The organism is Streptomyces sp. NPDC046335 (assembly GCF_055587985.1).
This window is the reverse complement of the sequence record NZ_JBVJFF010000010.1, coordinates 228286-241396: the sequence shown is the minus strand read 5'-3', so window position 1 is coordinate 241396 and position 13111 is coordinate 228286. Positions and strand designations below refer to the sequence as shown.

Here is a 13111-nt window from a genome sequence, read left to right as displayed (position 1 = left end):
CGACGGACCACGAACCACGAGGGCGTGCCATGGACTTCAGTCTCTTCTACTTCGCCGACGACAGCACGCCGGACGGGGACGGCGGACGGTACGAGCTGCTCCTCGAAGGGGCACGGTTCGCCGACCGGCACGGCTTCCGCGCGGTGTGGACCCCCGAGCGCCACTTCCACGCCTTCGGCGGGCTCTACCCGAACCCCGCCGTCGTGGGCGCGGCGCTGGCCACGGCCACGGAGCGCATCGACATCAGGGCGGGCAGCGTGGTGTCACCGCTGCACCACCCCGCGCGGATCGCCGAGGAGTGGGCGGTGGTCGACAACCTCTCGGGAGGCAGGGTCGGCGTCTCCTTCGCCTCCGGCTGGCACCCGGTCGACTTCGCGCTCAGCCGGGCACCCTACGAGGAGCGCAAGCGCGTCATGGCCGACAGCGTCGAACAGGTGCGGGCGCTCTGGCGCGGCGAAGCCCTCGACGTGGTGGACGGCACCGGCCTGACCACGTCCGTACGCGTCTTCCCGCCCCCGGTCCAGCGCGAACTGCCGGTCTGGATGACCAGCGCCGGTGACGCGGGCACCTTCCGGGCCGCGGCCACCGCACGGGCCGGGGTACTGACCCATCTGCTGCACCAGGACGTCGACGGACTCGCCGACAAGATCGCCCAGTACCGTCGGCACGCCCAGGAGACGCACGACGGCTGGAACGGGCATGTCGTGGTGATGGTGCACACCTTCCTCGCCGAGGACCGGGAGGAGGCGCGGGAAACCGTGCGCGAGCCGTTCCAGGAGTACCTCAGGAGCTCGATCGAGCTCATCACCCGCTCGTTCAGGGAGGCCGACCCCGACTTCGACGTCAATGACCTCGAAGAAGAGGACATCGACTTCATCGTCGCCCGGTCCTTCGACTCCTACTTCGACGAGCGCGGCCTCTTCGGCACGGTGTCCGACGCGGCCCGCATGGTGGAGCGCCTGCGCGCCATCGGCGTCGACGAGATCGCCTGCCTCATCGACTTCGGGGTGGACACGAAGACCGTACTGGACGGACTGCGCCACGTGAACGCGCTGCGGGAAGCGTCGGTACAGGACCGGTTGCAGGGCTGAGAACAAGGCTGCGAACAAAGCTTGGAACAGGGCTGGGCACAGGGCTGGGAGGCCGAGAAACACATGATCCCTCTGTCGTTTTCGCAGTTGCGCTTCTGGATCCAGGGCGAAATGGGCGGGCGCCGCGAGTCACCCGTCGCGCCGTTCGTGCTGCGCCTGTCCGGCGCGTTGGACCAGGCGGCGATGCGGGCCGCGGTGCGGGACGTGGTGGTGCGCCACGAGAGCCTGCGCACACTGTTCCCGGCCGTCGACGGCCAGGCACGGCAGGTGATCCTGGACGCGGAGGCCGGCGCGGCGCGCGTCGACGTGCCGGTGCGGCACGTCGCGGCCGAGGAGCTCGAACAGGCTATGGCCGCGGCCATGGAGTACGACTTCGACCTCTCATGCGAGACACCGCTGCGCGCGGTCCTGTTCACCACGGCGCCCGACGACCACGCGCTGGTGATCACGGTCCACCACATCGCCATCGACGGCTGGTCGGTGGCGCCGTTCGTACGGGACCTGTCCGCGGCCTACCGGGCGCGGGTGGCCGGTGACGCGCCGGGGTGGGAGGAACTGCCCGTACAGTACGCCGACTTCACCCTCTGGCAGCGTGACCTCCTGGGCGCGCCGGACGACCCGGAGAGCCTCTTCGCACAGCAGCTCTCCCACTGGCGGCGGCGCCTGGCCGACCTGCCCGCCGAGCTGACCCTGCCCACCGACAGGCCCCGTCCGGCCGCCGCGTCGCACCGGGCCGGTTCCGTTCCCTTCCGGCTGGACGCGGAGGTCCACGGCAGGCTCGCGGCGCTCGCCAGGGAGCATGGGGCGAGCATGTTCATGGTGCTGCATGCCGGGTTGGCGAGCCTGCTGACCCGCTGGGGCGCCGGGACGGACATCCCCGTGGGCAGCCCGGTGGCGGGCCGCACCGACGCGAACCTCGAAGACCTCGTCGGCTGCTTCCTCAACACGGTGGTCGTCCGTACGGACGCCTCGGCGAACCCGTCCTTCAGTGAACTGCTGGGCCGCGTGCGGGCCGAGGCGCTGGCCGCGTTCGAACACCAGGACGTGCCATTCGAACGGGTCGTCGAGGCCGTGAACCCGGCGCGCTCCGCCGCGCGGCACCCCTTGTTCCAGACCATGCTCGTCCTTCAGAACAACGCCGCGGGCGAGGCCCGTATGCCCGGCCTGACCGCGCGTGTGCAGGGCGACCCCCAGGACCGGTCCATCGCCTTCGACCTGATCTTCGACCTCATCGAGGTGCCGGACGGCCTGGAGGGACGGATCGTCTTCGCCGAGGACCTGTTCGACCGGACGACGGCGGAACGCCTCGCCCGTTCCTTCGAGAGCCTGCTGACCCAGGCGGCCGCGGCACCCTCCCGTCCGATCGGGCGGCTGGAGGTGGTGACGCCGGCGGAGCGGCGGCAACTGCTCGGCACGTGGAACGGCGCCACCGTCCCCCTGCCCACCGGTTCCGTGGTCGACCGCTTCGCGCGGCGGGTCGCCGAGGCGCCGCGGGACACCGCGGTGATCTGCGGGGACGCCCGACTCACGTACGAGGAGCTGGACACCAGGGCACGGCGACTGGCGCACCACCTGCGGGACCGGGGCGCGGGTCCGGACGGGCTCGTCGCCGTCGCGATGGAACGCTCCGCCGACCTGGTCGTCGCGCTCCTCGCCGTGCTGCGGAGCGGCGCGGCCTACCTCCCGCTCGACCTGCGCAGCCCGGACAGCCGACTGCGCACCATCCTGGACGAGGCACGCCCCTGCCTGATGCTCACCGACGCACCGACCCGCCCGCGCGCCGCCGAGCTGGCGGCCCCGGGCCTGCCGGCCCCCGTCATGGTCGGAACCGAACCGCACCAGGCGCCCGAAGAACTCGCGGACCTGACTGACATCCCGGGCGGAAGCGCGGCCTACGTGATGTACACCTCGGGCTCCACGGGGCACCCCAAGGGCGTCGTCGTGACCCACGGCAACATCCTCGGCCTCGCCGTGGACCCCTACTGGGCCGACGGCACCCACACACGCGTGTTCGCCCACGCGCCGCACTCCTTCGACGCCTCCACCTACGAACTCTGGGTCCCGCTGCTCAACGGCGGCGCGGTCGTCATGCCCCTGGCCCGGGAGACCACCCCGGACGCCTGGCACCGGACGGTGGTGGAGCACGGCGCCACCGGCGCCTTCCTGACCGCTTCCCTCTTCCACTCCCTCGTGGAGGAGCGAAGCCCCTTCCTGGGCGCACTGCGCCACGTACTCGTGGGCGGCGAGGAGCCGTCGGCCGCGGCCGTACGCCGGATGCGGGCGGAATTCCCCGATACAGCGGTGACGAATGCCTACGGCCCGACCGAGAACACCACCTTCACCACCTGCCACCGCCTCGATTCGCTCCCGCACGAGGGCGGCCGTCTCCCCATGGGGCGTCCGTTGGGGAGTGGGCGGGTGTATGTGCTGGATGGGGGTTTGGGGTTGGTGCCGGTGGGTGTGGTGGGGGAGTTGTATGTGGCTGGTGTGGGGGTGGCGCGGGGGTATGTGGGTCGGCCGGGGTTGACGGCGGAGCGTTTTGTAGCGGATCCCTTTGCGGGTGGTGGTGGTGCTGGTGGTGGGCGGATGTATCGGACGGGGGATGTGGTGCGGTGGTTGTCGGGTGGGGTGTTGGAGTTTGTGGGGCGGGTTGATGATCAGGTGAAGTTGCGTGGTTTTCGGGTGGAGTTGCGGGAGGTGGAGGTGGTGTTGGAGGGGCATGGGTCGGTGGGTCGGGTGGTTGTGGTGGTGCGGGAGGATCGTCCGGGGGATCGGCGGTTGGTGGCGTATGTGGTGCCGGTGGGGCGGGTGTCGGAGGGGTTTGCGGGGGAGTTGTCGGTTTGGGCGGCGGGGGTGTTGCCGGATTACATGGTTCCGGCTGTGGTGGTGATGCCGCGGGGGTTGCCGTTGTCGGTGAATGGCAAGGTGGATCGTGGGGCTCTGCCGGTTCCTGGTGTCGCGGCGGGGGCGGTGAGTGGGCGGAAGCGGAAGCCGGGTACGCCGGCGGAGGTGTTGCTGTGTGAGCTGTTCGCCGACATCCTCGGGCTGCCCGAAGTCGGCGTCGATGACAGCTTCTTCGAACTCGGCGGGAACTCCCTCCTGGCCATCCGCCTGGTCAGCCGCCTGCGCGCGGTGTGGAACACGCAGATCGGCATGCGGGCGATCTTCGAGGCGCCGAACCCCGCCGAGCTGGCCGCCAGGTTCACGGAGCCGGAGTCCGGGCGAACCCCCCTGACCGCGCGGCAGCGGCCCGAGCGGCTGCCGCTCTCCTTCTCGCAGCTCAGGTTCTGGTTCCAGGACGAACTGGCCGCCGACGACGACGACACGCATACGATCACGACGGCCCTGCGCCTCTACGGGCCACTGGACGTGGTGGCCCTGCGAGCGGCGCTGCGGGACGTCGTCGTACGGCACGAGAGCCTGCGCACCACCTTCCCGGTGACCGACGGGCAGCCGCGGCAGCGGGTCCTCGACGCCGACGACACCGGGTTCGAGCTGGAGGTGCGGCAGGCCGCGCCTGACGACCTCCCGCGGACGGTGTCCGAGCTGTCGCGCCGCCCCTTCCGCCTGGAGCGCGAGATACCGCTGCGGGCCGCGCTCATCACCACCGGACCCGATGACCACACCCTCGCGCTGACCACGCACCACATCGCGTACGACGGCTGGTCGGCGGCGCCCTTCGTACGGGATCTCTCCACGGCCTACGGGGCGAGGGCCGCCGGACGCGCGCCGGGCTGGGCCGAACTGCCTGTCCAGTACGCCGACTACACCCTCTGGCAGCACGAACTTTTGGGCGCTCCGAAGGACCCGGACAGCCTCTTCTCGCGGCAACTCGACCACTGGAAGGAGGCGCTGGCCGGCCTTCCCGAGGAGCTGAGCCTGCCGGCCGACCGGACGCGCCCCGCCGTCGCCTCGCGGCGGGCGGGAGCCGTCAAGGTGAGCCTCGACCCGCGCACCCGGCGACGCCTGGCCGAACTCGCACGCCAGGAGGGGGCGAGCCTGTTCATGGTGCTGCACGCCGGACTCGCGGGCCTGCTCACCCGCTGGGGCGCCGGGACGGACATCCCCGTGGGCAGCCCGGTGGCGGGCCGCACCGACGCGGCCATGGACGACCTCGTCGGCTGCTTCCTCAATACGCTGGTCATCCGCACCGACACGACAGGCGACCCCACCTTTACCGCGCTGACAGGGCGGGTACGGGAAGCGGTGCTGTCCGCGATGGAGCACCAGGACGTGCCCTTCGAGCGCGTCGTCGACGCGGTCAACCCGCAGCGGTCCGCGGCACGCCACCCGCTCTTCCAGGTGATGCTCAGCCTCCAGAACAACGCGGAGGCCTCCGCAGCCTTCCCCAACCTGAACGTGGAGCCCCTGACCGACGGCGCCTACCCATCCACCGCCTTCGACCTGCTCTTCGACGTCGGAGAGGTCGAGGGCCGCCTGGAAGGGTGGCTCGTCTACGCCGAGGACCTGTTCGACCGGGCCACGGCCACGCGCCTCGCACGCCACTTCGAGAAGTTCCTGACGCAGGCGGCCCAGCAGCCGTCCCTGCCCATCGGCCGACTGGACTTCCTGCCTCTGGAGGAGCGCCGCGCGGTCCTGGAGGAGTGGAACGGCACCTCGCGCGACGCGGCCGCGGACCCGGTGCCGCACTGGTTCGAGCGCCAGGTCGCCGAGACGCCCGACGCCACCGCGGTCGTGTGCGCGGGCGCCTCGCTCAGCTACGCCGAACTGAACGTCCGCGCCAACCGGTTGGCGAGGGAGCTGATCGCGCGCGGCGCCGGAGCGGACCGGCTCGTCGCCGTCGCCATGGCCCGCTCCGCGGAGCTGCCCGTCGCTCTGCTGGCCGTGCACAAGGCGGGTGCCGCATACCTGCCCATCGACCCGGGACACCCGAAGGAACGCATCAGGACCGTCCTCGCGGACGCCGCGCCCGCCCTGGTGCTGTGCGACCTCGCCACCCGCCGCGAGGCGGGGGCCCCGGACTGGATCGCCCTCGACGACCCCCGCACCACCGCGGCCCTCGCGGCACAGCCGTGGGGCGACCTCTCCCCGGCGGAGACGCGAGGGCCCGTCCTGCCCGACAGCGCGGCGTACGTCATCTACACCTCGGGTTCGACGGGCCGGCCGAAGGGCGTCACGGTCAGCCACCGCAATCTCGCCGGGCTGCTGGACGGCGTGCGCGACCACCTGCCCATGAGCCCCGCCGACCGGCTGCTCGCGGTGACCACCGTCAGCTTCGACATCGCGCACCTCGAACTGCTGCTGCCGCTGCGCCACGGGGCGTGCGTGGTGATCGCGGCGGACGAGACGGCCGGGGACCCCTTCGCGCTGGCCGAACTGATCCGGAAGCACGCGATCACGACGATGCAGGCGACGCCGTCACTCTGGGCCGGCCTCGTCGAGAACGTCCCGAAGGCCCTACGAGGTCTCCGCATCCTCGTCGGCGGCGAGGCCCTGCCCGGCGGTCTGGCGACCGAACTGAACAATCTGGCCGCCGAGGTCACCAACGTCTACGGACCCACCGAGACGACCATCTGGTCCATCGCCGCACGCATCGACGCGACCAACGCCGCGCGCCCGCCGATCGGGCGTCCGTTGGGGAGTGAGCGGGTGTATGTGCTGGATGGGGGTTTGGGGTTGGTGCCGGTGGGTGTGGTGGGGGAGTTGTATGTGGCTGGTGTGGGGGTGGCGCGGGGGTATGTGGGTCGGCCGGGGTTGACGGCGGAGCGTTTTGTAGCGGATCCCTTTGCGGGTGGTGATGGTGGTGGTGCTGGTGGTGGTGGGCGGATGTATCGGACGGGGGATGTGGTGCGGTGGTTGTCGGGTGGGGTGTTGGAGTTTGTGGGGCGGGTTGATGATCAGGTGAAGTTGCGTGGTTTTCGGGTGGAGTTGGGGGAGGTGGAGGTGGTGTTGGAGGGGCATGGGTCGGTGGGTCGGGTGGTTGTGGTGGTGCGGGAGGATCGTCCGGGGGATCGGCGGTTGGTGGCGTATGTGGTGCCGGTGGGGCGGGTGTCGGAGGGGTTTGCGGGGGAGTTGTCGGTTTGGGCGGCGGGGGTGTTGCCGGATTACATGGTTCCGGCTGTGGTGGTGATGCCGCGGAGGTTGCCGTTGTCGGTGAATGGCAAGGTGGATCGTGGGGCTCTGCCGGTTCCTGATGTCGCGGCGGGGGCGGTGAGTGGGCAGAAGCGGAAACCGGCTACACCGGCGGAGGAGTTGCTGTGTGAGCTGTTCGCAGACATCCTCGGGCTGCCCGAAGTCGGCGTGGATGACAGCTTCTTCGACCTCGGGGGCGACAGCATCGTCTCCATCCGTCTCGTGGCCCGGGCCCGCGCCCGCGGCCTGGTCATCTCCGCCCGCGACGTGTTCCGCCGCAAAACGGTCGCGGAACTGGCCAAGCATGCCCGTGAGCGGGCCCCGAAGAGCACGGGGCGGCCCTCGCGGACGGAGACCCCGCCCGGTCCGCGGACTCCGCCCACAACCCCGGCAGGGCCGCCGACGCGGACCTCGCCCACAACCCCGGCCAAGCGGCCGATACGGACCTCGCCCATCGCCCAGGACGTGCCGCCGACGCAGACTTCGCCCACGGCCGCGGACGCGCCGCTGACGCAGGGCTCACCCATCACCCCAGACGCGCCGCCCACGCGGACTTCGCCCACGACTTCGGACGTGCCGCCGACGCGGACCTCGCCCCCGGAGGCGCTGCCCGAGCGTCCCGGCGCCCACGAGCCGGGCGCCCACGTGCCGACCGAGCGCACTCCGGTCGCCGACACCCCGAGCGCTTCCGCGTCGGGCGCTCCCGCCCCGGTCACCCTGACGCCGATCATTCGGTGGCAGCGTGAGCGGGGTGGTCCGGTCGACGGGTTTCATCAGTTCGTGGTCGTCCGGACCCCGGCCGGTCTGCGTGCGGCGCGGCTGCGGACAATGCTCCAAGGCCTGCTCGACCACCACGACGCCCTGCGGATGCGGCTGGCACGCGGCGCGGACTGGCGCATCGACGTACTGCCGCGCGGCGCGGTGCGTGCCGCCGAGCGCATGGTGCGCGTCGACGTCGCCGGCCGCGACGACGCGGAGCTGGCGCGCATCGTCCGCTCGGATACCGGCGCGGCGCGCCGGCGGCTCGCACCGGGGCACGGAAACATGCTCCAAGCGGTCTGGTTCGACGCGGGGCCGCGGCGTCCCGGACGGCTGCTGCTGATGATCAACCACCTCGTGGTCGACGGCGTCTCGTGGCGGATCCTGCTCCAAGACCTGCGTACGGCGTGGGAGGCGACGCAGACCCCCGTCCCGGACACGTCCGGGATCTCCTTCGCGGAGTGGGGCGGCCTCCTGGCGCGGAACGCGCTCGAACGTACCGAGGAACTCCCCTTCTGGACCGGCCTAGCCGAGGGCGCCCAAGACCTCCTCGAAGGCGTCGCGCTCAACCCCGTACGCGACGTCCTGAGCACGCAGGACACCGTCACCCGTGTCCTGCCCGCGGCCACGACGGAACGCCTCCTGACCCAGGTGCCGGCCGCGCTCGGCACCGGTATCAACGCCGTCCTGCTCACCGCCCTCGGCGAGGCACTGCGGCGGTGGCGGCGCGCCGGGCACGCCTCCTCCGCCCCGGACGCACCGTTCCTGGTCGACGTGGAGGGCCACGGTCGGGAGGAGATCGCAGACGACCTCGATCTGTCCGCGACCGTCGGGTGGTTCACCAGCATGTTCCCCGTACGGGTCGGGGAAGGCGGGGGCGACCCGGCCGGTGCTCTGCGAGCCGTGGACGCACAGCTCAGCGCCATGCCGGACAAGGGCCTCGGCTACGGCCTGCTGCGGTACCTCAACCCGCGGACGGCTCCGGTCCTGGCGCGGCTGCCCCGGGCCCACGTCATGTTCAACTACCTCGGCAGGTTCGCCCGCCCCGACGGCGCCGACTGGGGGCTCGTCCCGGGGACCGGAGCCGTCGGCGGCGGAGGCGACCCGGAGCTGCCGCAGACGCACCTGCTGGAAGTCTCCGCGGTCACGATGGACCAGGACGACGGCCCGGAACTGCACGTCACGTGGGCATACCCCACCGCCTTGCTCCCCCGGGAGCGGGTGGCCGACCTAGCCGACTTGTGGGCAGAGGCCCTGACCACGATGACCGCACCCACAACCCCCACAACCGCCCAGGGAGACCCCACATGACGGGCACGGACGGCGACGCGGCCGCCGCCGGGTGGCAGGCGCGGCCCGCCCCGCTTCAGCAAGGCCTGTTCTTCCATACCGCCTTCGACGCGGACGGGCAGGACATCTACACCACCCAGCTCACCCTCGACTTCGAGGGCCCCCTCGACCCCGAGGCGCTGTTCGACGCCTGTCGTGTGTTGCAGCGTCGGCACGACAGTCTGCGCTCCGGGTTCCGCACCGACGCGGCCGGAGAGCCCGTACGGTTCGTGCTGGACGACCCGCCGCTGAGCCGGCGCGTGGTCGAGCTGTCCGGCCACGACGTGGAAGCCGGCCGCGCGGAAGCCGCACGCATCGCGCGCGAGGAACGCCTGCGGCGGTTCGACCTGGCCAGGCCGCCGCTGATCCGCTTCCTGCTGATCCGGATGGCCGAGGAGAGCTGGCGGTTCGTGCTGACCAACCATCACATCATCCTCGACGGCTGGTCCACCTCGGTCCTCCTCGACGAGCTCGTCCGGCTGTACGCCGCCGATCCGGCGCGGAGCGAGATGGACCCGGCGCCCGCGTACACCGACTACCTCGCATGGCTCGCGGACACCGACCTCGACGAGGCGTGCGACGCGTGGGCCGAGGCGCTGGCCGGCGTCGAGGAGCCCACACTCGTCGCCCCGGAGACGGCAGGCCGGAAAGCGGTGGTGCCGCGGCGCGTGGTGCGGACGCTGGAGGCCGGCCGCAGCACGGCGCTCGCCGAGTGCGCCCGGCGCTTCGACGTCACGCTCAACACCCTGGTACAGGTGGCCTGGGCGCTGGTCCTGCGCCGGCTGACCGGCAGGGACGACGTGCTCTTCGGCATGACGGTGTCGGGCCGCACCGTGGACGTCGACGGCATCGAGTCGATGGTGGGGCTGCTCATCAACACGCTCCCGGCCCGCGTGCGCGTCGAGCCCGGCGACACGCCGGCCGACCTCCTCGAAAGGGTGCAGGACGAACAGCTCGACCTGTTCGAGCACCACCATCTGGGACTGACCGAGATCCAGCGCCGGGCCGGGATCGGGCGGCTCTTCGACACCACGACCGCGTTCGAGAACTACCCGACCGGCGGCGAGGTCTCCCTGGGCGGCGCGCGCTGCCTCGCCGTCGGCGGCTTCGACGCCACGCACTACCCGCTGTCGCTGATCTGCACGCCGGGACAGGAGCTGGGAATCCGCCTCGACTACCGGCCCGATCTGTTCGACAGGGACGAGGCCGAGCGGTTCTGCGACTGGTTCGTACGGACGCTGGACGCGATCGTCGACGACCCGGACCAGGCGGTCGCGGACCTCTCCCTGCTGACCGACGACGAGCGGCGGCGCATCCTCGTGGAGTGGAACGCGACCCACCACCCGGTCGACCCGGTGACGCTCCCGGACCTGTTCGCGGCACAGGCCGCGCGGACCCCCGACGCCCCCGCGGTGACGTACGAAGGCGGCACGCTCACCCACGGCGAACTCGACGCGCGGTCCAACCGGGTCGCGAGGCTGCTCGTCGAGCACGGCGCCGGGCCCGGCACGCTCGTGGCCCTCGCCCTGCCAAGGACCCCGGACATGGTCGTCGCGCTGCTCGCCGTGCTCAAGTCCGGTGCGGCCTACGTCCCCCTCGACGTGCGCTATCCCGTGGACCGCGTCACCCACATGCTGCTGGACGCCCGGCCCGGGATCGCCGTCGTGACGGCGACGGCCGGCTTCGTCCTGCCGGAGGGCACCCACCGGATCGTCATGGACGACGACGCGGTGGCGCGGCACATCATGGACCGTGACGACGGCCCGCTCACGGACGCCGACCGGACGCGCCCGCTGTCGCCGCGTCACCCCGCGTACGTGATCTACACCTCCGGCTCCACCGGTGTGCCCAAGGGCGTGGTCGTCGAGCACGCCAACACGGTCAACTTCGTCGCCGCGGTACGCGAGCAGTTCGGCGAGGAAGGGATGTCGGACGTCCTCGCCTCGACCTCGCTGAGCTTCGACGTCTCCGTACTCGACATCGTCGCGACCCTGGCGCTCGGCGGGCACCTGGAACTCGTCGACGACTTCTTCTCGCTCCTGGAGCGGGGCCGCTGGGAGGGCAGCTTCATCGTCGGCGTCCCTTCGGCGGTGGCGAGCGTGCTGGCGAGCGGCGGTGTCGAACTGGCGGCGCGGCACGTGGTGATCGGCGGCGAGGCGCTCCCGCGCGACCTCGTGCGCGACGTCCAGGCGCGCGTTCCCGGGTGCGTCGTCACGAACAGCTACGGGCCCACCGAGACCACCACGTACTGCACGTCCTGGCGCTCCTCGGACGGGCCGGCCGACGGCCCCCCGCCCATCGGCCGCCCCGTGCCCAACACCCGGGCGTACGTCCTCGACCGGCGGCTCAGGCCGGTGCCCGTCGGTGTGCCGGGTGAGCTGTACATCGCGGGCGCGGGCGTGGCCCGCGGTTACCTGAACCGCCCGGGGCCGACCGCCGAGCGCTTCGTGGCCTGCCCGTACGGTCCTCCGGGCGACCGGATGTACCGGACCGGCGACGGGGCACGCCTGCGGCCCGACGGCAGCCTCGACTTCCTCGGCCGCCTCGACGACCAGGTGAAGATACGGGGCTTCCGGATCGAACCGGCGGAGGTGGAAGCCGTCCTCGTGCGGTACGAGGAGTTCTCCCAGGCCGCAGTGGTCGTACGGGAGGACCGGGCCGACGACCGGAGGCTGGTCGCCTACGTGGTGCCCGCCGCGCCCGGCACCGCTCCGGACGCCCGGGAGCTGCGCGAGCGGCTCGGCGGGACGCTGCCGGAGTACATGGTTCCGGCGGCGATCGTGCCGGTGCCCCGCCTGCCGCTGCTGCCCAACGGCAAGCTGGACCGCGGGGCACTGCCCGCTCCCGTGTACGAACGGTCGGACCGGGCCTCGGGCAGCGCCAGGGAGGAGGCGCTGCGCGCCCTGTTCGCCGAGGTGCTCGGGGTGGACGGCGTCGGCGTCGACGACGGATTCTTCGATCTGGGCGGCCACTCGCTCCTGGCGACCCGGCTGGTGAGCCGGGTCCGGACGGCGCTGGGTCTCGGCCTGACCGTCCGTATGCTGTTCGAGGCGCCGACCGTGGCCGCGCTTGCGAGCCGGCTCGACGACGCCGGTCCCGGGGCGGGGCTCGACGTGCTGCTGCCGCTGCGGCGCGATGGCGGGCGGCGCCCGCTGTTCTGCGTGCACGCGGCCGGTGGCCTCGCCTGGCCGTACGCGCGGCTGCTGCCCCACCTCGGCGCGGGGATACCCGTCCACGGACTCCAGGCGCCCAGCGTGGGCGCCCCCGAGACCGGGGTGTGGACGCTCGACGCCATGGTCCGGGAGTACGCCGACCGGATCCGCTCGGTCCAGCCCGAAGGACCGTACCGGCTGCTCGGCTGGTCGGTCGGCGGCAACATCGCCTTCGCCGTCGCGGCGCTGCTGGCCGAAGAGGGCGGACAGGTCGACTTCGTGGCACTTCTGGACTCGTACCCTCCGCCGGACCCGGCCCTGCTGCCTGGCCCGCACGAGATGCTGGACGGCGTCCTTGCCGATGTCGGCGTCTCGGCCGACGGGACACTGTCGGAAGGGCTCGAGACCCTGGGGGAGCGGGCGGTCGAAGGAGTGCGGCTGGCGGCCCGGACCGTGGTCGAGGTCCTGCGGACGGCGCCCCCGCGCGCCGCGGACATCGACGTCGTGCACTTCCGCGCCACGGCCGACGGCCCGCGCGCCGACGTCGCCCCTGACGACTGGAAGGCGTACTGCGGCGGCCGGTTGACGACGTACGACATCGACTGCGGCCACTTCCGGATGCTGGACCCGCAGCCGCTCGCCGCCCTCTGCGGCGCCTTGTCCGACCACATCGCGGAAGACTGAAAG

Annotated in this window: 3 protein-coding genes; all 3 read left to right on the top strand. The window is 72.0% G+C overall.

Annotated elements, in window-relative coordinates:
- Nucleotides 1–29: 29 nt before the first annotated feature.
- The 3 genes from ACZ6JY_RS25395 to ACZ6JY_RS25385 all read left to right on the top strand — a co-directional run bounded on the left by ACZ6JY_RS25395 (nucleotide 30) and on the right by ACZ6JY_RS25385 (nucleotide 13108).
- Nucleotides 30–1091 (top strand): MupA/Atu3671 family FMN-dependent luciferase-like monooxygenase, encoded by a 1062-nt coding sequence (locus ACZ6JY_RS25395; protein WP_469199143.1) that lies wholly within the window; start codon nucleotides 30–32, stop codon nucleotides 1089–1091.
- 63 nt (nucleotides 1092–1154) lie between these two features.
- Nucleotides 1155–9254 (top strand): amino acid adenylation domain-containing protein, encoded by an 8100-nt coding sequence (locus tag ACZ6JY_RS25390; protein WP_469199141.1) that lies wholly within the window; start codon nucleotides 1155–1157, stop codon nucleotides 9252–9254.
- Nucleotides 9251–13108, top strand: coding sequence for a non-ribosomal peptide synthetase (locus ACZ6JY_RS25385; RefSeq protein ID WP_469199139.1), 3858 nt, complete (start codon nucleotides 9251–9253; stop codon nucleotides 13106–13108). The genes ACZ6JY_RS25390 and ACZ6JY_RS25385 overlap by 4 nt, the downstream gene beginning before the upstream one ends.
- The last annotated feature ends 3 nt before the right edge of the window (nucleotides 13109–13111 follow it).

Excerpts from the sequence above, each read along its gene's own strand:
- ACZ6JY_RS25395 (WP_469199143.1), top strand. The coding sequence starts at position 30 with ATGGACTTCAGTCTCTTCTACTTCGCCGACGACAGCACGCCGGACGGG.
- ACZ6JY_RS25390 (WP_469199141.1), top strand. The coding sequence starts at position 1,155 with ATGATCCCTCTGTCGTTTTCGCAGTTGCGCTTCTGGATCCAGGGCGAA.
- ACZ6JY_RS25385 (WP_469199139.1), top strand. The coding sequence starts at position 9,251 with ATGACGGGCACGGACGGCGACGCGGCCGCCGCCGGGTGGCAGGCGCGG.